This window comes from Runella limosa DSM 17973, from assembly GCF_000482465.1.
GTDB lineage: Bacteria > Bacteroidota > Bacteroidia > Cytophagales > Spirosomataceae > Runella > Runella limosa.
Window position 1 is genome coordinate 338,074 of the sequence record NZ_KI519424.1, and the last position, 19,711, is coordinate 357,784.

Annotated in this window: 21 protein-coding genes; 8 read left to right on the forward strand and 13 right to left on the reverse strand. The window is 42.8% G+C overall.

Annotated features, from left to right (window positions below):
- Nucleotides 1–9: 9 nt before the first annotated feature.
- Complete coding sequence (locus K339_RS0123135; protein ID WP_028525736.1) at nt 10–768, reverse strand: SDR family NAD(P)-dependent oxidoreductase; 759 nt, start codon at nt 766–768, stop codon at nt 10–12.
- A 408-nt stretch (nt 769–1,176) separates the two neighbouring features.
- On the opposite strand from K339_RS0123135, the gene K339_RS0123145 reads away from it, so the two are divergent.
- Nucleotides 1,177–2,865, forward strand: a complete 1,689-nt coding sequence (locus K339_RS0123145; protein WP_028525737.1) for a sodium:solute symporter family protein — start codon at nt 1,177–1,179, stop codon at nt 2,863–2,865.
- On the opposite strand, the gene K339_RS0123150 is transcribed toward K339_RS0123145, so the two are convergent.
- Complete coding sequence (locus K339_RS0123150) at nt 2,862–3,713, reverse strand: zinc dependent phospholipase C family protein (protein ID WP_374754673.1); 852 nt, start codon at nt 3,711–3,713, stop codon at nt 2,862–2,864. The two genes, K339_RS0123145 and K339_RS0123150, sit on opposite strands and share 4 nt — an antisense overlap.
- A gap of 528 nt (nt 3,714–4,241) precedes the next feature.
- Here K339_RS0123150 and K339_RS0123160 point away from each other — a divergent pair.
- Nucleotides 4,242–4,640: a Dabb family protein gene (locus K339_RS0123160; RefSeq protein WP_028525739.1), complete on the forward strand. Its 399-nt coding sequence runs from the start codon at nt 4,242–4,244 to the stop codon at nt 4,638–4,640.
- A 70-nt stretch (nt 4,641–4,710) separates the two neighbouring features.
- Here the strand turns inward: K339_RS0123160 and K339_RS34540 are convergent, their stop codons facing one another.
- On the reverse strand, nt 4,711–5,502 hold the full coding sequence (locus tag K339_RS34540) for an anti-sigma factor (RefSeq protein ID WP_051398187.1): 792 nt from the start codon (nt 5,500–5,502) through the stop codon (nt 4,711–4,713).
- Nucleotides 5,499–6,038 (reverse strand): RNA polymerase sigma factor, encoded by a 540-nt coding sequence (locus K339_RS0123170; RefSeq protein ID WP_028525740.1) that lies wholly within the window; start codon nt 6,036–6,038, stop codon nt 5,499–5,501. Before K339_RS0123170 ends, K339_RS34540 begins: the two co-directional genes overlap by 4 nt.
- A gap of 167 nt (nt 6,039–6,205) precedes the next feature.
- Here K339_RS0123170 and K339_RS0123175 point away from each other — a divergent pair, with 167 nt between their 5' ends.
- Together K339_RS0123175 and K339_RS0123180 are read left to right on the forward strand one after the other, a co-directional pair.
- Entirely contained in the window at nt 6,206–6,637 is a 432-nt protein-coding gene (locus tag K339_RS0123175; protein WP_028525741.1) for a heavy-metal-associated domain-containing protein, read from the forward strand.
- Nucleotides 6,638–6,714: 77 nt separating this feature from the next.
- Nucleotides 6,715–7,179 carry a group I truncated hemoglobin gene (locus K339_RS0123180; protein WP_028525742.1) on the forward strand — a complete coding sequence of 155 codons (465 nt, stop codon included), beginning with the start codon at nt 6,715–6,717 and terminating at the stop codon, nt 7,177–7,179.
- A gap of 60 nt (nt 7,180–7,239) precedes the next feature.
- Here K339_RS0123180 and K339_RS0123185 read toward each other — a convergent pair whose 3' ends face one another.
- Entirely contained in the window at nt 7,240–8,442 is a 1,203-nt protein-coding gene (locus tag K339_RS0123185; protein WP_037301643.1) for a class I SAM-dependent rRNA methyltransferase, read from the reverse strand.
- A gap of 97 nt (nt 8,443–8,539) precedes the next feature.
- On the opposite strand from K339_RS0123185, the gene K339_RS0123190 reads away from it, so the two are divergent.
- Nucleotides 8,540–9,379, forward strand: a complete 840-nt coding sequence (locus tag K339_RS0123190) for a sugar phosphate isomerase/epimerase family protein (protein WP_028525744.1) — start codon at nt 8,540–8,542, stop codon at nt 9,377–9,379.
- A 49-nt stretch (nt 9,380–9,428) separates the two neighbouring features.
- Here K339_RS0123190 and K339_RS0123195 read toward each other — a convergent pair whose 3' ends face one another.
- The 4 genes from K339_RS0123195 to K339_RS0123210 all read right to left on the reverse strand — a co-directional run bounded on the left by K339_RS0123195 (nt 9,429) and on the right by K339_RS0123210 (nt 14,530).
- Complete coding sequence (locus K339_RS0123195) at nt 9,429–10,115, reverse strand: SanA/YdcF family protein (protein ID WP_229598797.1); 687 nt, start codon at nt 10,113–10,115, stop codon at nt 9,429–9,431.
- A 12-nt stretch (nt 10,116–10,127) separates the two neighbouring features.
- A complete protein-coding gene (locus K339_RS34545; RefSeq protein ID WP_037301645.1) occupies nt 10,128–12,785 on the reverse strand; it encodes a DNA gyrase/topoisomerase IV subunit A in 2,658 nt (885 codons plus the stop codon).
- 130 nt (nt 12,786–12,915) lie between these two features.
- On the reverse strand, nt 12,916–13,806 hold the full coding sequence (hemF, locus tag K339_RS0123205; protein WP_028525746.1) for an oxygen-dependent coproporphyrinogen oxidase: 891 nt from the start codon (nt 13,804–13,806) through the stop codon (nt 12,916–12,918).
- Nucleotides 13,807–13,813: 7 nt separating this feature from the next.
- Entirely contained in the window at nt 13,814–14,530 is a 717-nt protein-coding gene (locus K339_RS0123210; protein ID WP_028525747.1) for a tRNA1(Val) (adenine(37)-N6)-methyltransferase, read from the reverse strand.
- Nucleotides 14,531–14,555: 25 nt separating this feature from the next.
- Between K339_RS0123210 and K339_RS0123215 the strand changes: the two genes are divergently transcribed.
- Nucleotides 14,556–14,957, forward strand: coding sequence for a hypothetical protein (locus K339_RS0123215; protein ID WP_051398188.1), 402 nt, complete (start codon nt 14,556–14,558; stop codon nt 14,955–14,957).
- Between the two features lie 8 nt (nt 14,958–14,965).
- On the opposite strand, the gene K339_RS0123220 is transcribed toward K339_RS0123215, so the two are convergent.
- Nucleotides 14,966–15,598, reverse strand: coding sequence for a ribonuclease H1 domain-containing protein (locus K339_RS0123220; protein WP_028525749.1), 633 nt, complete (start codon nt 15,596–15,598; stop codon nt 14,966–14,968).
- A gap of 75 nt (nt 15,599–15,673) precedes the next feature.
- Between K339_RS0123220 and K339_RS0123225 the strand changes: the two genes are divergently transcribed.
- Entirely contained in the window at nt 15,674–16,705 is a 1,032-nt protein-coding gene (locus K339_RS0123225; protein WP_028525750.1) for a DUF6807 domain-containing protein, read from the forward strand.
- A gap of 44 nt (nt 16,706–16,749) precedes the next feature.
- Here the strand turns inward: K339_RS0123225 and K339_RS0123230 are convergent, their stop codons facing one another.
- Together K339_RS0123230 and K339_RS0123235 are read right to left on the reverse strand one after the other, a co-directional pair.
- The gene (locus tag K339_RS0123230; RefSeq protein ID WP_028525751.1) at nt 16,750–17,541 is read right to left on the reverse strand and encodes an oxygenase MpaB family protein; all 792 of its coding nucleotides are present in this window, start codon (nt 17,539–17,541) and stop codon (nt 16,750–16,752) included.
- A 302-nt stretch (nt 17,542–17,843) separates the two neighbouring features.
- Complete coding sequence (locus K339_RS0123235; RefSeq protein ID WP_028525752.1) at nt 17,844–18,455, reverse strand: master DNA invertase Mpi family serine-type recombinase; 612 nt, start codon at nt 18,453–18,455, stop codon at nt 17,844–17,846.
- 67 nt (nt 18,456–18,522) lie between these two features.
- On the opposite strand from K339_RS0123235, the gene K339_RS34550 reads away from it, so the two are divergent.
- Complete coding sequence (locus K339_RS34550; protein ID WP_084332290.1) at nt 18,523–19,170, forward strand: TaqI-like C-terminal specificity domain-containing protein; 648 nt, start codon at nt 18,523–18,525, stop codon at nt 19,168–19,170.
- A 278-nt stretch (nt 19,171–19,448) separates the two neighbouring features.
- On the opposite strand, the gene K339_RS0123245 is transcribed toward K339_RS34550, so the two are convergent.
- Nucleotides 19,449–19,711 (reverse strand): integrase core domain-containing protein (locus K339_RS0123245; protein WP_028525753.1); only part of this gene is annotated, 263 nt, incomplete at its 5' end.

Consider the following 19,711-nt stretch of genomic DNA (forward strand, 5'->3'; position numbering starts at 1 on the left):
TGAATGAAACTAGGCAGTCAAAAGTCCGCCATCTAGGACGAGGGTGTGCCCTGTCATAAACGATGATGAAGCCGAAGCCGCGTACAAAATTGCGTCAGCGATTTCTTCGGGTTTTCCAAATCGCTTCATCGGAATGGCATTTTGGAGTGCTTCTAGGTAGTTGGTATCGTCGTTGACAATCGCATTTTCGAGCATGGGCGTCAACGTAAACGCTGGGCAAATGGCATTGACCCTGATACCGTGTTTGGCAAATTCGAGGGCAGCCGAACGCGTCATACCCACTACGGCATGTTTACTGGCCGAATAACCAATGTGCCCCGCAAATCCGCCCAAACCTGCCACCGACGCAATATTGACGATATTTCCCTTTTTTCTACTCAAAAAATGGGGTAAAACGGCTTGCATACAATAAAAAAGACCGTTTACGTTGACATCAAGCACTTTTTGAAAGTCGTCAATCGGGTATTTTTCGGTACGAGCTCGTGGCCCAACGATGCCCGCACTATTGACCAATACATCAATATTCCCAAAGTAGGAAATACAATCGCTAATCATGCGCTGTACGTCTTCTACGTCGGTGACATCAATACGAGCAAAAGTCGCCGCAGCACCCATTCCCGTAAGCTCTTCTACGAGTTCGTCACCTGCTTTTTCTGACAGGTCAGCAAGGAATAATTTAGCACCTTCGCGCGCAAAAGCCAATGCCGCCGACCGCCCAATGCCAGAACATCCTCCCGTAATAATCACTACTTGATCTTTGAAATTCATTGAATGAAAAATAAGTTAAATTAAGGGTTTTTGAAAAAAGTATCGGTTGTTAAAACTAGGATTATGACGCTTTAAACATCTTTTTTGACTTTCTAGCTAATCTTTACGAGAAGCTCAAAGAATACACCTAATTTTACGGCACGCATTTTGGTTATTTTTTTGATGTAAAACAAATAATTCACCCATTCCCTTTTGCTACTCAAATTTTGCGCATTTGTATGATGGACTCCCAGCAACCTAACGAGACCGAAGGATTACCACCTTTCATTAAAAGTTGGCGCCAAATGTACCGCATTGTCATTGGTACCTTATTAGTACTTATGGCGCTTTTTTACGTAATGATGAAGTATTTCGAATAATATTCCCAGATTCCTAAACCTTTCACTTTCCACCTAATCCCTCCTGCCAATGAGTTTTATTGACTGGATTGTCTTAATTGGTACCCTCAGTTTTATTATTATTTACGGTATTTACCGAAGCCGTGGCAAACAAAACATTGATGATTATCTTATTGCAGGTCAATCGCTGCCTTGGTACCACGTATGCTTTTCCGTAATGGCTACGCAAGCAAGTGCGATTACTTTTTTATCTGCCCCAGGCCAAGGCTTTGCCGACGGAATGCGTTTTGTTCAGTTCTATTTTGGGCTTCCACTGGCGATGGTTGTGCTAAGTATCACTTTTGTGCCTATTTTTCACCGACTTAAAGTGTTTACTGCCTACGAATTTCTCGAAACTAGGTTTGATGGTCGGGTTCGTATTTTTACCGTTATCCTATTTTTATTATCACGCGGGCTTTCAACGGGGCTTTCTATTTACGCTCCTTCCATCATTTTAGCCACTATTTTAGGCTGGGATTTAACTTGGACTAATATTTTGATGGGCTCGTTGGTTCTTATTTATACCGTTACGGGCGGCACAAAAGCCATTTCGCACACCCACTTACAGCAAATGATTATTGTAACCATGGCCATGTTTGTGGCAGGTTACATGGTTGTTCATTTGTTGCCCAGTGACATTGGTTTTGTAGATGCGCTCAAGATTGCGGGTAAAGCAGGACGTCTTAACACCATTGATTTTCATTTTGACCCCAATAGCCGTTATAATATTTGGTCGGGTCTGATTGGAGGTTTCTTTTTGCAACTATCGTATTTTGGCACTGACCAATCGCAAGTAGGCCGCTACCTCACGGGAGAATCCATCGGACAAAGTCGCATGGGGCTCGTAATGAATGGTTTGTTGAAAATCCCGATGCAATTCCTGATTTTGCTCGTTGGCGTGCTCGTTTTTGTCTATTATCAATACAATCCCGCCCCGTTATTTTTTAACAAAGTAGAAACTGACAAACTCAGAAATAGCGAATACGCCGCCGATTACCAATCGTTGGAAGAGAAACATTCATTGGCAGTGAGCAGTCAGCGGGCAGCCGTCGATGGTTTGGCAAAAGCATTGGATTCCAAAGACGAAACTTCGATTACCCATTGGCAAGAAGCCTTGAAAGAATCGGACGATACCCAAAAGCAACTTAAAAAAGATGCGGTTTCATTGATTAAGAAAAACAACCCAACAGCCGATACCAGCGATGTGAATTACGTCTTCTTGCGATTCGTACTCGACCGCCTCCCAATTGGACTGATTGGTTTATTAATTGCCGTCATTTTTAGTGCGTCAATGGGCTCGATTGCCGCTGCCTACAACTCCTTGGCCTCTACCACAGTCGTAGATTTGTACAAACGCATTTATAAAACCGATGCCAGTGACAATCATTATTTGATGGCAACCCGCATTTCTACCATTGGATGGGGCATTTTTTGCATTTTTGTGGCACAATATGCCAGCAAATTAGGAAGCATGATTGAGGCTGTCAATATCCTTGGTTCGCTTTTCTACGGCGTTATTTTAGGTATATTCTTAGTCGCGTTTTACTTCAAAAACATTGGCGGAAAAGCCACTTTTTGGGGAGCAATTGTGGCCGAAATCGGCGTAGTTCTATGTTGGTGGTATGACTTGATGGCGTTTTTATGGCTCAACGTCGTAGGATGTGTACTCGTCATTGCTTTTGCGTGGGTAATTCAAAAACTCAAGCCTGCCAACGCCTAATTGTCGCTTTCCGTTCTGACCGAAAATAGTCGCTTCAACCAGCCCATTTTTTCTTCTTTTTCTTCTCTTTTTGCTTGTTCGTCTAAGTCAAAATGAGAGAAATCGGAAAGGATGGGCTGGCCTGCATCCACCCAACAAGTAAACCAAAAATCCGCCACCATTTTAACCGAAGCACGCATTTGCCGTTCTACTTGGCGGTTTAGCAGCTGGTGGTACCGTTCCGAAAACTCCCTCGAATAGGTCTTCACTATCACCCCATTACGATCTTCTAATACGTATTTTTGTTCAGGTCGAAATTTCACCGACAACTCCCGCTCAAAACGTAAGACACTGTCCAATCCTGCATTGGCATTTCGGACGGCCTGCCAAGCGCGATGGGCTACTTTGTGTTCGTACATAGCCGCTCCCACAAACATATCGTAACTTTCCCCGTATAGTTCTGCCACTCTCGATTCCCAAAAAGCGTGAATCCCTTCCTGACCCGTCATTTGGCCGTTGTAATTGCGGGTTGTGTGCAGGGGAACGTTGGCGTCGGCAATGTAATGCCCCAAATCTGCCGCCACACGTAAAATACGGCGGGGATTTTTCTGGCGAAATGCTTCCGTCAACTGAAATTTGTATTGCTGGATTGCCCACGGTACAGTACCATTGAGCGCCAATGTATCTTCGCCATATTTTTCAACGGCCTCTTTCCAATAATACGGAAGTTTGTACAATGCACTGTCTCCATACGCCTCAGCGTCAATATAATGGCGTGGGGCCTCTCCCACCACGGCATAACGCCTTTTGTCAGGATTGACCGCATTTTCGGTTAAGTAGTTAATTTGTTTTTTGAAAAATACTTGCATTTCGGGAGGAAGGCTAAAAACCGCGAGACGATTGATGCGCTGGTGCGCCCAAAAACCCCACTTTATTTTACCAGAAAAGCCACAAATTGGGATATTGAGCAATAGCAGAAGAAAAATTAGTGTAAATATTTTCCGAATTAAACATAGATTACAGGGGTACATCCCAAATTTTATTTGGTATTTGTTCTTTACACAAAAGTGTAATATCGCATTTTTTATCCTCAAAAACCGAAATAAAACCATTTTTGAACTGCAAAATGGCTTAAAATAAGTTTTTGAATTAAGTAATTGGCTGAGTATTTTTTGCAGAATCATCGAATTAATCTTCAAATTTTTACTGAGACGTTGAATAAGGTTGTATCGTCACTTTTAATACAGTCGTAATTTGATTTGGCAAAAAGCAAAAAATACAGAATTATTTATATTTTTAATAAAAAAAGTACAATTTTTAAATTTCGTTCGTTATCTTTGCACCGTATTCAAAATCAGACGTGAAAACTGAAATTTAAAAATCAAATTATTACCAAAATGAACAAGAAGAAGTTTTTCGGATATATCAAACCAGTATTTGGCCTTTGTGTATTTATGCTCATCATTTACGGAGCCTACACGCCAAGTCAGAATGCAGAGATTCAAAAAATCGTTTGTATTAAATTTAAGGCCGACGCAAGTGCCGCCGATATTGAGCGCCACATGAACGAGTTTGCCCAACTCCGCCGTGAGATTCACCAAATGGTTGCTTACTCAGGTGGTAAAACGTTGAGCGTGGCAGGAAGCTCAGAATATGATGCAATGCACTATCTTACTTTCCGCACAAAGGATGACATTTTGACGTTCCAAAATCACCCAAAATACCAAGAATTTGTAAAAAACAACCAAGCCTCTTGGGAAAAAGAATTGGTGATTGATGCAAGCATTGCTAAATAGTTTTTGATAAAAACTCTCCAACAAAAAAGTCCCGCAAAAGCGGGACTTTTTTGTTGGAGACGGGGCAGGATTACCCTGCCACCTTACCCATCACGTATAACTCTTCCAAATGAGGCGTCGGATTGCCTCCTTTCTTTTCGAGCGTGACCGCAAATGCTTCTGCTTGTCCCGTCGTTTTCATTTTTTGGAAGGCAGTACTTACATCAAACACGCCTAAATCAACTGGCTTACCTTCCACCAACGCCCAAAGTTGATATTGTTTGTCAGCGCTAGGAGTAGGCAATGACAAAACACTTAACTGAACTTCCTGCGTTTTAGGATTCCACACAACCCGTACCGAACTATTCGGAGATTTCTCTACCCCTTTCAAAGTGACAAACTGGTTATTGGCATCATTTAATTGCGCAATTTGCGTCGTTTGTGCTTTAATTTCGTTCTGTTGTTGTGCCACCGTTGTTGAAAGTGTATCCAAACGAGCATTGAAATACACCACCGAGCCCACCAAAGCTGCTACTGAAGCCGCCGCTACCCATCCCCATTGAAAGGAATTTCCGCGAGAATTAAGCGGTAAAACGGGCACATTATCTTCTTCTTCCTCGGTTACTTCTTCTACCTTGGTTTCTGGTTCATCCTCAGCAAAGACGAGCTGTGCCATAATTTTACCTTTCAATGCAGCTGGGGCAGCCACTTTGTTGGCAAAAGCGAATTGTTCTATTGTATCGCTGAGACTATCTAACTCAGTCCTTATTTCGGGGTAAATTTTAGATAGGCAATCCACTTCCCTCCGTTCCTGATCAGAAACGTTCCCTGAGAGATAGTCTTCTAGGATACCTGATTCTATGTATTCTTTAACGTTAATCATGCACCAAAAAATTTTCTTAAATCCCTAAGAGCACTTCGCACACGCGTTTTTACCGTCCCAAGCGGCATGTCTAGCCTTTGGGCTGCCTCTTCGTGCGTGTAGCCTCCCCAATACACCATTTCTATCAGCGTTTGCTGCTCCGGTTTTAGTTGCGACACCACTTCTTTAAGTTCGTTATTGTTAATTTCCTCATATATAGATTGACCTTGTTCTACAGTATATACGGCCGTATCTATGTCTTGGATTTCGAGGCGATTAACCCGCAAATAATCTATCGACGTATTTCGTGCGATGTTGAGCATCCAGGTAAACAAACGCCCTTTGCTTGAATCGTATTGGGCAATGTTTTTCCAAATTTTGACGAAGATTTCTTGCAACAAATCCTGTGCAGTTTCTTCAGTGCGAACCACCTTTAAGATGACCCCGTACAAGGCGTCGGAGTAATTATCATAAAGGTAATTGAAAGCTTTGCGATCTTGCCTTCGCAGTAGCTCCAATAGTTCGCTCTCATTCAATTTAGGCGTTTTTAATCCCATATAATAAAGTTAAACCACTTGAGAATGGATGGTATATACAAGTAAACAAAAGCGAGCGTACTTCTGTTTAAGAGTCTTTCATGTATGCAATATCAAAAAAAAAAATTAGTCCTCTAAATCCAACTTGGCATTAACCATCGTAGATAGTACCAAAAAGACTATCGACCATGAAAAAAGGACTTATCAAAACCGCTAAAATTTCGCTTTACTCCTTAGGTTTTCTTTTTGTGGCATTTGTTGTCTATGCCAATTTAGAGCCCGCCCCCATGCACGCTTACGTAAAGCCAATTAGCATGACCATCATAAAAGTAGATGGGCTTGACGAAACTACTAATTCGGAAGCGTTACAAAAACAAATTAGTCAACAAAAAGGGGTCACCGCTTGTACAGTCAACCCCGCAAGTCAACTCGTGAGCATCACTTTTGACCCTGATGCCACCAACGAGTCTTCTTTGAAGTCATTGGTAGGAACCTATTCTGCCAAAAAAGTTGAGCCTGCTTCCTTTGATGGCATTACAGCAAGCGGCCCTGAGTGCCCCGTGCCGTTGTCTTACATTCAAGCATTTGAGCGCGCTAAATACGCCTTCTGTTTCCGTTAGCATCTTTTATTTTCTCTCAATAACTACTCAAGTTTTAATTTAATCCATTTTCTCAATCAATTAAATCAATTAAAACCATGAAAAAAGCATTTTTGTCTTTATCGGTTGCGCTTGTGTTCATTATGTCATCTTGTAAGAAAGAAGAAGAAGCAGCGCCAAAATCATTATATGACCGCCTTGGTGGGGTAAGTGCCATTTCAGCAGTTGTGGATCAATTTATCACAAACGTAGCGGCAGATCCAAACATGGTTCGTACGTTTACGCCACTTCTTCAAGAAGTACAAAAGGGAAACACGGCACGTTTGACTGCCCTTCGTAACAACTTGATTGACCAAATTGGTCAGGCTAGCGGTGGTCCACAAAAATACACAGGAAAAGACATGGTGACGGCCCACAAAGGGATGAAAATCACCGACACTGAGTTTAATTCATTGGTCAATGACTTAGTAATGGCCTTGAATAAATTCAATGTACCATCTACCGAGCAAAACGAACTTTTAGGTGTTTTAGGAGGCTTAAAAAGCCAAATTGTAGGCCAATAGTAGGGTCTGGTTGGGTAGTTGAGTATTACAGCAGGGCAAATTGCCCTGCTGTTCTTATTTTTACTCGACCCAAAGTACCAATCCTTTGAGGTAGCTTCCTTCAGGATGGAAAAGGTTGACGGGGTGATCGGCGGGCTGCGTAATTTGGTGTAAAACCCGCACTTGGCGTCCTGCTTCGATGGCCGCTGCAACTACCGTGTTATAAAACAGTTCGCGATCCACTACTTGCGAACACGAAAAGGTAAACAATATCCCGTTTGGTTTTAGGTGCTTGATGCCTTCTGCATTCAATCGCTTATATCCTTGTACGGCACGATGACGCGCCGACATGCTCTTGGCGTAGGCTGGAGGGTCAAGAATCATCAAATCGTAAGTACCAGTTGTTTCTTTTAGAAACTTCATTACGTCTTCTGCATACGACTGGTGGTTGGTGGTCTCACCAAAATTGGCTTCCACATTGCGCTCCGTTAATTCTATCGCTTTTTTAGAAGCATCCACCGAATCGACCGATTGTGCCCCTTCTGCCAAAGCATAAATAGAAAAGCCACCCGAATAACAAAACGCATTCAGCACATTTTTTCCTTTGGCATAGCTTCCCAACAACCGTCGGTTATCGCGTTGGTCGAGGAAAAAGCCCGTTTTTTGTCCCGTTTCCCAATCAATCAAAAACGTATGACCGTTTTCTTTGACAGGATGCGGAACGGGACAACTACCGAAAACGTACCCGTTTTGGGTAGTTTTGGCAAACTCATCGGGCAAGGTATCGGCGCTTTTGTTATAAATGGCCTTCAAATCACTTCCGTATAAATCTTGTAATGCTTGCGCCAACTCATCGAGCACGCGGTACATCCCAATTGAATGGGCTTGAATAACCAATACTCCGTTGTAGAAGTCGATAATAAGCCCAGGTAAACCATCGCCTTCGCCGTGTACCAAGCGGTAGCTGTTGGTGATGGTGTCTTCACTACTCCATTGGGTGGCAAACAACTGCTGGCGAACGGTCAGTGCTTTTTGCAATTTTTGTTTCCAAAAATCGACGTTGGGTACAATTTGTTCAAAACTGAACAATTTTACGGCAATGTTGCCATTGTGGTAATGCCCCGTAGCTAAGTACTGGCCACGGCTATCACAAACTTCAACGATTTCACCGTCAGTTGGTTGGCCTTTGATTCGGGCGATTGCCCCCGAAAAAACCCACGGATGAAACCGCCGTACGGCTTCGTCGCGATTGGGTTTTAGATATACAAGTGGAAAAGAATGCACGAAGATGATTATTAATTGAAAGACAAAAATACTTAGCACAATGCAAGTAGAAAGCACATTTTTCGTTTTTTTTCCTGAAACTAACCACCAATCACCAATGAATCGTCGCGATTTTTTGAAACAAACATCCGCATTAAGCGCGGGAATTGCCCTCACACCAAGTCTTTTTACTGAAGCGAAACCCATCAAAAAATTTGGAATTCAGCTTTACAGCGTTCGTGATTTGATGCCAAAAGATGCCAAAGGAACCATGAAAAAACTGGCTGAAATGGGCTATACTCAATTTGAAAGCTACGGAGGGCCTGACTTTTTGTGGGGAATGTCGCCAAAAGAATGTAAAACATTTTTGGGCGATATGGGCGTCAAAATGGTGAGTACGCACTTTGACATGAACAAAGACCTTGACAAAAACATCGAGCGTGGCGCTGAAGCAGGCCTTAAATACATGCTTTGTCCTTATCTAGGCCCTCAAAAAACGATTGATGACTGGAAGAAAAAAGCGGATTTGTTCAACCAAGTGGGCGAAAAAGTAACCAACGCGGGGATGAAATTTGGCTACCACAACCACGATTACTCTTTTAAACCACTCGAAGGACAAATTCCGCACGAGGTACTTTTGGCCAATACCGACCCCAAAAAGGTCATGTTTGAGTTGGATTTGTGCTGGATTGTGGCAGCAGGTCAGGATGCCGTTGAGCACTTCAAAAAATACGGTAAACGCTACGAATTGGTACACATCAAAGACATGGTGAAAGACAGTAGCGGCAAAGTAACACAAAAGGATTTGGGACAAGGCTCTATCGACTTTGTGACGATTTTGAAAGCTGCCAAAAAAGCGGGTGTAAAGTATTACCTTGTAGAACAGGAACAATACCCTGGGGCGTCGATTGATAGCATCAAAGTGGATGCCGATTGGATGAAACAACTTTCGATTTAAAATTAACGCAAAACCTCCCGAAAGTTTTGAACTTTCGGGAGGTTGTTGTTTATTCCCCTTCCCTTACCCCCGCTTCAGGTTTAAGGACATATACATCCAACATCGCCTTAGGACGGGCAAGGTACTCACGAAGCAATGTTTTTAGCGAATAGCCATCGGGGACATCTTGCGCGGCAAATCCAACCGCATCCATCCCTTCATGCTCGGCTAAGTAAAGTGCTCGGGCATTATGAAAATTTTGGGAAATCACCGTCACCCGTTCTTGTCCATATATCTCGCGACACCGCACTACGGAGTCAAACGTTCGATAACCCGCCGTATCGAGCAGCATAACATCTTCAGGAATCCCCAATTTTGTCAAGGCTTGTTTCATCGCTTTGGGTTCGTCGTAGGTTTCCGCCTCCTTGTTGCCGCTCAAAATCAGGTACTTGACTTTTCCTTCTTTGAACAACAGCGCCGAAGCTTCCATGCGGTATTTAAAGAACAAGTTCTCTTTCCCGCGCGCTACGTATTTGCTCGTACCCAAAACCAGCCCAACATCGTTGGAAGGCAGCGAAGAAACGTCAAAAAACACTTTATGACGGGTCGTTAACACCACAATCCAATTACACAACAACACTGCCACTACCACCCCAAATACCGACCACAAGCTTGCTTTGATGAGCTTTTTCATCAAAGAAACCCGCAAACGACGCGAATGGCGAATGGCGTTGATATGTAAAAAAGCGGTTTTCACATTGCTAGTTTTTTAGAATAGCCCCAACTGCCCCGTCTCATCGGGAGCTGCGGGTGGGGTTTGTGGTGGGGTTTCGTCTTCATCAGACCGCGCGGCTATGTCAGGTTCATTTTCAACAATTTCTGGTTCGGCTATTTCCGCTTGAATGGATTCTAGCTGCTTTATTTCTTTGATTTTCAAAGCAGAAACCCGATTCCCCAAGGCTTTCCAGCCTCTTACCTCCACAAATTCGTCCAAAGTATGTTGCTCAATTTGGTTCTCCGTTTTGCTCTTTTCAATCACCACTTCCATGCGTGGATGTACGTCCGTGGAGACAAAAACGATTTTAGACCCTTTGTTTTCACCAATAAACGAAAATTTCTTATCCGTGGTTGTGGTTTCTATTTTAAAACGCTTGGCAAAGTAATTTTTTTGTACCGACTCGTAATAAACTGCCGTAATTGGTTTTTCGGGAATAAACTTCTCCAAAAGCACCAACTCTTTGGGTTCATAGCGGTTGGTCAAATCAAAACTGGTAAGTTCGTACGAGCCTTCTTTGTAAAGTACCAAAATCAGGTCACCATTGTCAAAATTACCCAAATAACGCCCCCGATCGTCACGGTTTAATCGACCAAGCACTTCGTCGTACCACAAATCAACGCCACCGAGTGTTGAAGCACCTGCCGATTTAAAGGCTATTTTACGGACGGGATACTTGGTCAGTACATTTCCCATAGCCGAACGATTTTTGACCGCTAACTTAGAAAAATCAAAATCAAAAATCTTAATTCGGGCTGTACTTTGGGCGGTTAGGCTTACGGTAATTATTTCTGCTTCTCCGTTGTCGTTGGCACTAAAATAGGTCATTTTCGACTTGTTTGTCCCCAACGACACGTCGTATTCTTTGTCGCGCGTGATGCCCGTTACGGCAAAACGTTTGGCATAACTCACCCCCGATTTTCCGTCAAGGTAGGAAACGTTGTATATTTTACGTTCGTCGTTTTTCTTAAACACCGACACGTAAAATATGTCTTTTCCCACAAAAACTTTGTCTGCTACGCGTACCACTTTGTATTTACCGTCGCGGCGAAAAACAATGATATCATCGATGTCCGAACAATCCATGACGTATTCATCTTTTTTCAATCCATAACCAATAAAACCTTCTTCGCGGTTAACGTACAGTTTTTGGTTTGCAGCTGCTACGACTGTCGCAGCAATGGTATTAAACGATCGAATCTCAGTACGACGCCCACGGTCTTTGCCGTATTTTTTCAACAAATCTTTGAAATAATTGATGGCATAGCGTGTCAAATGAACGAGGTTATCTTCCACTTCGGCCAACTCCGCCTCAAGGCGTTTCATGGCTTCATCTGCCTTAAACGCATCGTATTTTGAAATACGTTTGATGCGCAATTCGGTCAGACGAAGAATATCCTCTTCTACGATTTCGCGGTAAAAGTCATTTTTGTAAGGCGTCAGCCCCGCATCAATCGTTTGAATAACCGCCTCAAACGTTTCGCACTCTTCAATATCGCGGTAAATGCGATTTTCGATAAAGATTTTCTCTAACGAACTGTATAAAAGTTTTTCTTTTAGCTCAAATCGTTTGATTTCTAGTTCACGTTTGAGCAAATGAACCGTTTGGTCAGTACACGTTTTTAAGATTTGAGAAACCGTCACAAAGTGGGGTTTTTCGTCGATAATCACGCAAGCATTTGGCGAGATACTTACCTCACACTCCGTAAAAGCATACAAAGCATCAATGGTAATGTCGGGCGAAACGCCTGGTGCAAGGTGGATAACAATCTCCACGTCCCTTGCCGTGAGGTCTTCCACCGCTTGCATTCCCTTTTCGGGTTTTTTAATCTTAATTTTCCCTTCCTCGCTGGCTTTGATAATCGAATCCTTGATAGAAGTCGTGGTGGTGCCAAACGGAATTTCACGAATCACCAACGTTTTTTTATCAACCTCTTCAATTTTGGCCCGCACGCGAATTTTCCCGCTCCGTAGTCCATCGTTGTAGTTGGTCACGTCCACAAAACCGCCCGTTGGGAAATCGGGATATAACGTAAACGGCAATCCTTTCAAATAAGCCATTGACGCCTCAATCAATTCCACAAAATTATGCGGCATGATTTTGGTCGAAAGCCCCACAGCAATCCCTTCTACGCCCATGGCCAACAGCAACGGAAACTTCACAGGCAGCGTGACAGGCTCTCGCTTACGGCCGTCGTAGCTCATTTGCCACTCGGTCGTATCTTCGTTAAAAATAACGTCGTTGCCAAACTTAGAAAGTCGCACTTCAATATAACGGGCGGCGGCGGCGCCATCCCCCGTTCGGATGTCACCCCAACTCCCTTGCGTATCAAACACCAGGTCTTTCTGACCCATGTTGACAATCGCTTCGTTGATAGACGCATCCCCGTGCGGGTGAAACTGCATGGTAGCCCCAATCACGTTGGCTACTTTGTTAAAGCGCCCATCGTCCATTTCTTTCAGTGCATGAAGAATACGGCGCTGCACAGGTTTCAGGCCATCCTCAATGTTAGGAACAGCACGCTCTAGAATTACATAAGAAGCATATTCCAAAAACCAGTTTTGGTACATATCCGACACCACCAACTGGTCGTGGCGGGTGTGTTCAGTGGGATTTTGGTCTTCGGGTAAAGTGTCGTTTATTTCGCTCATCGGTTCGTATTGAGTGCCACGTAATATAGGTTTATTTCAACCTTTTCACCAAAATAGTCGCTCAATCGCTATTGGTAAATTACAATTTTTTAACACGTAAATATACAAAAAAATGTCCAAAAAACGCGTTTTATACCCACTCAATGCCTTTTTTTAGCATCGAAAGTGTGTATTCTTCGCGCGATTGAGGAACGGGACGATAATCGTATTCCCAGCCTGCCAAAGGTGGCAAACTCATTAAGATTGACTCAGTTCGTCCGCCCGTTTCAAGTCCAAATTTTGTGCCACGGTCCCACACCAGATTAAATTCCACGTAACGCCCACGGCGTACCAACTGCCACGCTTTTTGTTGCTCACTATACGGAATATCAGCGTTTTTTTTCATCAATGCCGTATAAGTCGGCGCAAAGGTTTCACCCACTGCTTTGACAAACCCAAACAGTTGATTTTTATGGTCGTCGGAGGTTGGTTTTAAATAATCGAAGAATATTCCGCCCACACCACGGGTTTCTTGGCGGTGAGGCAAGAAGAAATAATCATCTGCCCAATTTTTAAATTTGGGATAATAATTGACATCGTGGGCATCGCAGGTAGCTTTGAGTTGTTGGTGAAACCAGCGAGCATCTTCGTCAACGACATAATGCGGCGTCAGGTCAATCCCTCCCCCAAACCAGCTTGTGCCGTTGGACATCTCAAAGTAGCGCACGTTCATGTGAATGATGGGAACCATCGGGCTCACAGGGTGCATGACAATCGACACCCCCGTGGCAAAATAATCGGCCCGCTCAGTGAGGTTCATTTGTTTCATGAGCGCCTCAGATGTTTGCCCCTGCACCGCCGAAAAATTGACGCCCCCTTTTTCAAGGATATTTCCCGCCTGAATCAAGCGCGTTCGGCCACCGCCACCGCCGTGGTGTTGCCAAAGGTCTTCATGAAACTTACCTTTTCCGTCGGTTTGTTCGATGGCTGCACAGATTTGGTCTTGTAACTGTTGGAAGTAATCAGAGATTGTGTTACGCATTTTTAATTTAAAATATCAAATAATAGTCCTTTAATAAAGTACGAAAACCCTCAGAATACTTACCGTCACCTTCGTGAATGGTAAGTTTCTCTAACTGCAATGGCTTATTTTGCCACTGGAAGGTCGTGATAAGTCGAAAAAGTGCTTTTTCTTCTCGTTGAAAAATCTGAAGTTGTTTGACAGGCCAAAGTCCTTTCTCCTGCATGAGTTCAGTCATTTTTTGGGTTTCAAAGGGCGGTAATAATACCACAAATCGGCCTTTTTTTTGCAGTAAACTAGCGACTGAATTGGCTAATTCGACCAAAGAAAGGCTTTCGGTGTGCAGCGCTTGGTTTTTAATTTCGTTGGTAGAAAGCAGGTGATTTTCAAAAAATGGTGGGTTGCTGATAATAAAATCGTAGCCCTTTTCTTTGTTCCAATTTTGGAGGGCGGTTTTATACACCTGAATCCGTTCGGCAAAAGGACTTTGGCTAATATTTTCTTGGGCTTGTTCGGCGCTTGATTGCTCAATTTCAATGGCGTCGATGTGTAAATTTTCGTTCCTTTGCGCCAGCATCAGGGCCAACACCCCCGTACCCGTGCCAATATCTAACCCTTTTTTCACCCCATCCACCGACGCATACGCCCCTAACAAACAGGCTTCTGTACATACGCGCAATGAACTACGGTCGTGCCAGACAGTAAATTGTTTGAACTTAAAATAGGGGTTTGAGCTACGTCCCATTGTCTTACCTTTATAAAAATGATGTATGAATAATTATCTAAAACAAATCCCTTATTCCATTGCCCAGTACATAATGTACGCCCTTATTGGCTTTGGTCTGGCATTTCAACTTTGTGTTATTATTGGACTGATACCCCATAAATATGTTTGGGGTGGACGGCTCGAAAATCAAGAGCAGATGGTTGTGTTTGAGCTTATATCCATGTCCAATTTACTATTATTATTTATACTCATCCAAGTCCACGGACGAACAAAATATACTAACTTAAAAAAAGTAGCGACCGTACTGTTATGGGTTTTTGCGGGAATTTTTGCTTTAAACACCCTTGGAAATCTCTTTGCCATTTCGTCGCTTGAAACTTTACTTTTTACACCCATTACCGTCGTGGCGTCCATTATGTGTGGCCGAATCGCGTTGGGCAAATAAAAATTTAGCTATTTTCGGCCAAAATCGGCGGGATTTTCTCCCCAATATTCCGTTTCCCATTTCACAATGGCGTTGGTATATTTATTTTTCGACAGCCATTCTTCAGCCCGCTGGAGCATTTCAAAAAGGGCTTTGTTACGCGGCGTTACTTCCAATTTTGTATTGGCGTGTTTTTTCTTTATCCAGCTCATGGCCGTTTTAGAATCGGTATAAATCGGCAAATTGCTCTGGTGTTTTTGCAAATACGCCAAGCCGTGAACAATCGCCAAAAACTCCCCAATGTTGTTTGTCCCATCCTGAAATGGCCCTTGATGAAAGAGTTTTTGCCCCGTACGAACATAGACGCCTTGGTACTCCATGTCGCCCGTGGCGGTATTCCACGCGGCATCTACCGCAATGCTTTCAGGGTTGGGTTTACCCACATTGGCAGGGGCTTCTTTCAGCGCAGGCTTGGCTTTGCTAGGAGTAATAAATTCCCAATAACTTTTGCTAAGAGCAGCTTCTGCTTCCTTCAATGAATCGAATGACTTATATTTTGCTTCCGCAAAACCTTTGATTTGCGCCTCGCACTCGTCCCACTCCGTAAACACCCCTCGACGGCGGCCTTCCCATACTACGTAAAATTTTCGTTTTTTTGCCATGCTACAAACTTAAAGAAAGTACGGGGTAAAAACGGAATCCCGACGCCTTTAGAAGGAAATTCCACTACAAATTCTATGAAATTTCCTTTTTTAGTGGGCGCTTTGGCTCTTTCAAGTTTAGCTATTGCCCAAAAAGGGGTTGTCCTCACCCCCAACGAAACCGAAAAGAAAGTCGAAGTAACAATCGATGGTAAGCCCTTCACCAGTTATTTTTATCCAGGCCCTGATGTTTTAAAAAAAGCAGTTCTTTACCCACTGCTTACTGCCCAAGGCACTGAAATTACACGCGGCTGGCCCATCAAACCTCGTACGGGCGAGCGCGTAGATCACCCGCACCACGTCGGAATGTGGCTCAACTATGAGTCGGTCAATGCCCACGACTTTTGGAACAACTCAACTAAGGTGGACCACGCCAAACACACCTACGGCACCATCGTTCATACGGGAATCACCAAAATGAAAAGTGGCAAAAACGAAGGTACCCTTACCGTTACGGCCGACTGGCTCGACAAAAATGGCGGCTTGATGCTCACCGAAACCACAACGTATATTTTTAAGGGAGACGCCACCACCCGCACCGTTGACCGCATCACTACGCTAACTGCTAAAACCGAGGTTGTGTTTAAAGACGTAAAAGACGGCATGTTTGCCATTCGCGTCGCTCGTCAATTAGAACACCCTTCTACGGGGCCTTCTGAGTTTACGGATGCGTACGGCGTCGTAACGAAAGTAGCCACGATGGACAACACGGGCATTACGGGCAACTACCGCACGAGCGAGGGTGTAGAAGGAGACAACGTTTGGAGTACGCGCGGACGTTGGTGTAATTTACGGGGAAAAATTGGCGACGAGACCATCAATGTCGTTATCCTCGACCACCCCAAAAACGTGGGCTACCCAACTTACTGGCACGCACGTGGTTATGGGCTTTTTGCGGCCAATCCGCTCGGCCAAGCCATCTTTAGCAAAGGAAAAGAAACCCTTAATTTGACCCTCAAAAAGGGGGAATCAACCACCTTCCGTTACCGTACGGTGATTGCTTCTAAAAACTTATCGGATGGCGACATCAATAAAATTGCGGCAGATTTTGATTCGGTCAGACGATAGTCAGACCGAGTAAGACCAAGTAACGATGATAGTCAGACTAAGAACTACCCGAATTTGAGTTCGGTCTGACTATCGTCTGACCGAAGGTCAAGCGCTGCTATTTGCGGTTTGTAGGCTGTGGGTAGAATGGTATCCTTCAGCAAATGTTCCACCTTTAGGTACCTAAACAACTTGTACGTAGCAATCACAGGCGCCAAAAAGGGAATTTTGCCAAGCCCCAAAAGCCGATTTACTCTTTGAGGAACGACTAAAGTTTGAGCTTGTTTTAGAATAAAAAAGCGAACAGGCCCCAAATGTTTTTGGTATTGGCGGTATAAGTCATGGGTAAACTCGCTGGCTACTAAGTTATCCCGCAAGTGCTCGTCCCGCATTTTTTCCCAATCCTCGAAGGTTGTAGGCAATCCCTGAATGCCCATTCTAGCCCCTACCCGATAAAATACGTCGAAAGTTTCCTCTTTCTCTTTTTGAGTTAATTTGCGTTCCAGCACTTCATAGGCTCGAATCGAATAATCAATCAACATAAAAAGCACGTCGCGGTACGCCCAATCTGGGATTTGAGCCCCGCGTTTCTGTTCGACCGCTCCGTGAATAGCCGCAATTTTATCAATGGCCGCAAGCGCTTGTTGCTGTTCGGCAAAAACGATTTGTCGCGCGTACTCCACCGTAGAGAACAACCGCCCCAATGGGTCAGCAGGCAGTTTTCCCGTAAAATAAAGCCAATCAACGGCCTTATTCAGCGCAAACTCCGCCGATGCTCCCGCAAAAATAAAAAGGATAGTATCGGCTTTCCCCCAAATTTGCCTAACAATCGAATCTGGTTTGACAAAGTAGTTCATTGTATAAAATCAAAAAGTACTTTTATTTACAAAGTAAAATAAAAAGGTTGGGTTTTACAAAAAAGATTGTCCCTTTAGGTTAAACGCATTTAAAAACGCTTTAGAGATACGAAATTTTAGTAGAAAGGATAAGAATGCAGAAGACGCGCTCAAACAATCCAGCGAAGCTTCAAAGGAACGTGAGATAGCTAACTTACGGCACTTTAGCAACCTTTATAGCAAACCACATAACTTCCTTAAAATAAGGTATTTATTCTCAAAAATCTTATTTTCAAATGCGCTTAACCTAAAAATGAAAATGATTATTGTTTTAAAACTTCCAATTTATTTGTTTTGACAAAATTTGTAATAGTTAGCCTGTGTACTTTTAGGATTCTACTAATGGCACTGTATGATACTTTGTTATTGAGCAATTCTTTTATTTTCCTTTCTTGACCTGTCAGCTTAGTCTTTGAAGATTTTCGGCCTTTAGGGCGACCTAGTATCACTCCTTCTGCTCTTTTTCTTGCCAGTGCTTCTTTGGTTCGTTGCGAAATAAGGTTTCGTTCTATCTCTGCCGATAGTCCAAAAGCAAAAGCTAAGACTTTAGAGTTGATGTCATTGCCTAGCCGATAATTATCTTTGATTGTCCAAACCTTCACCTCTTTGCTCATGCACTGATTTAAAATACCCATTATCATCAACAGATTTCTTCCCAATCTCGAAAGTTCTGTGCAGATTAAAATGTCATCTTTTTTCATTTTGTTGAGCAATTTACCCAAAGCTCTGTTTTCTACATTTTTTGTACCTGTGATGGTTTCTTCGAGCCAACGATCAATAACCATTTGATTTTTTTCACAAAAGTTATTTATCTCAAATCTCTGATTTTCAACCGTTTGCCTGTCGGAACTTACTCTGATATATCCGTAAATCATTATCACAAATTGTTTAAGTTAAAGATGACTTTAACCTATGCAATAACCTTGCTATAAAAATCGCCCGATTCTTCGCGGCAGAGACATCAAACGCTATAGGTATGAGTTTGCAGACCTGTGGATTATTGCCACATTTCCGAGCCTCAATTATGATATTGAAAATTACCCCGCTGTAAAACAGCACCTTTTGAGTTTTGGCTACGACCGCTTGAAGCAAACAGGCGACTTTGGTGCAAGAAAGAAAACAAATAATAAATGGTTTGAAACTCAAGATAGTATAGGTTATTGGGACGATTTTTTTAACGAAAAAATAACGTGGGGAAATCTTAATTTGGAAGCGAGTTACTGTTTAGCTGAGGCTGGAATGTTTATAAATGCTCCTTGCCCCATGATTGTCCCAGCAAACAAATATATTTTGGCGGTTCTGAATTCAAAAATAGCAGATTACTACATTCGGGGATTGGGTGTTACAAGAAATGGTGGCTATTTTGAGTATAAGCCCATGTTTGTAGAAAAATTACCTATCCCTATTTTATCAGCAGAGGAACAATATGTATTTGCAAACCTCGTGAATGAAATTATGGTTTTAAAAAATAGTAACCTTTCTTATTTTGAGTTGGAAAAACAGATAGACCAAAAGGTTTATGAATTATATGGCTTGAATGAGCATGAGGTTCAATTTATTGATAATCAGAAGTCTAATCAATATTTATAAAGCCGATCATATTTATCTCGTTGAGAGTTAACTCATGTATTTCAAAAATCATATCGTCAACCATCTTTTCCAAATCAATTGTGTTTTGAGCATTTTGTTTTTTCTCCTGTATTTCAAGAATTAGACTTCTAAATCGGATATTCTGCTCTCTATCGACTTTTTTGACAAAGAGTTTATCGAAAAATATTTTTCTAAGTTCTCTCGTTCCCCCAAGTAGTTCGGGAAAACTGTGCTAACCGCTAATTATTGGACACGTAAATGATAGAAAGTTAGAGACTTCAAGCACAGATTTTTGTCTTATTTTGAGTTAAATTTTTCATGTCAATGTTATGTTTGAGCAAATACTTGTAAGGGCTTTGAAAGTTGATTCCTCCATGTATTCTCTCGAAATTATAAAAACTTCTAAATTCCTCCAATGTTTCTCGAGCTTGCTTCAAATCGTCAAATTCAAACCTCTGACATACAGAGCTTTCCATGATGGAATGGTAGGCTTCGATGTGCGCATCTTGTTGGGGTGTTGCAGGTTTTGTGAATTCTTGTT

What these genes read in the sequence shown, in the direction of transcription:
- K339_RS0123135 (WP_028525736.1), bottom strand. Translation starts at nt 768, where the DNA reads ATGAATTTCAAAGATCAAGTAGTGATTATTACGGGAGGATGTTCTGGC.
- K339_RS0123145 (WP_028525737.1), top strand. Translation starts at nt 1,177, where the DNA reads ATGAGTTTTATTGACTGGATTGTCTTAATTGGTACCCTCAGTTTTATT.
- K339_RS0123150 (WP_374754673.1), bottom strand. Translation starts at nt 3,713, where the DNA reads ATGCAAGTATTTTTCAAAAAACAAATTAACTACTTAACCGAAAATGCG.
- K339_RS0123160 (WP_028525739.1), top strand. Translation starts at nt 4,242, where the DNA reads ATGAACAAGAAGAAGTTTTTCGGATATATCAAACCAGTATTTGGCCTT.
- K339_RS34540 (WP_051398187.1), bottom strand. Translation starts at nt 5,502, where the DNA reads ATGATTAACGTTAAAGAATACATAGAATCAGGTATCCTAGAAGACTAT.
- K339_RS0123170 (WP_028525740.1), bottom strand. Translation starts at nt 6,038, where the DNA reads ATGGGATTAAAAACGCCTAAATTGAATGAGAGCGAACTATTGGAGCTA.
- K339_RS0123175 (WP_028525741.1), top strand. Translation starts at nt 6,206, where the DNA reads ATGAAAAAAGGACTTATCAAAACCGCTAAAATTTCGCTTTACTCCTTA.
- K339_RS0123180 (WP_028525742.1), top strand. Translation starts at nt 6,715, where the DNA reads ATGAAAAAAGCATTTTTGTCTTTATCGGTTGCGCTTGTGTTCATTATG.
- K339_RS0123190 (WP_028525744.1), top strand. Translation starts at nt 8,540, where the DNA reads ATGAATCGTCGCGATTTTTTGAAACAAACATCCGCATTAAGCGCGGGA.
- K339_RS34545 (WP_037301645.1), bottom strand. Translation starts at nt 12,785, where the DNA reads ATGAGCGAAATAAACGACACTTTACCCGAAGACCAAAATCCCACTGAA.
- hemF (WP_028525746.1), bottom strand. Translation starts at nt 13,806, where the DNA reads ATGCGTAACACAATCTCTGATTACTTCCAACAGTTACAAGACCAAATC.
- K339_RS0123210 (WP_028525747.1), bottom strand. Translation starts at nt 14,530, where the DNA reads ATGGGACGTAGCTCAAACCCCTATTTTAAGTTCAAACAATTTACTGTC.
- K339_RS0123215 (WP_051398188.1), top strand. Translation starts at nt 14,556, where the DNA reads ATGAATAATTATCTAAAACAAATCCCTTATTCCATTGCCCAGTACATA.
- K339_RS0123220 (WP_028525749.1), bottom strand. Translation starts at nt 15,598, where the DNA reads ATGGCAAAAAAACGAAAATTTTACGTAGTATGGGAAGGCCGCCGTCGA.
- K339_RS0123225 (WP_028525750.1), top strand. Translation starts at nt 15,674, where the DNA reads ATGAAATTTCCTTTTTTAGTGGGCGCTTTGGCTCTTTCAAGTTTAGCT.
- K339_RS0123230 (WP_028525751.1), bottom strand. Translation starts at nt 17,541, where the DNA reads ATGAACTACTTTGTCAAACCAGATTCGATTGTTAGGCAAATTTGGGGG.
- K339_RS0123235 (WP_028525752.1), bottom strand. Translation starts at nt 18,455, where the DNA reads ATGATTTACGGATATATCAGAGTAAGTTCCGACAGGCAAACGGTTGAA.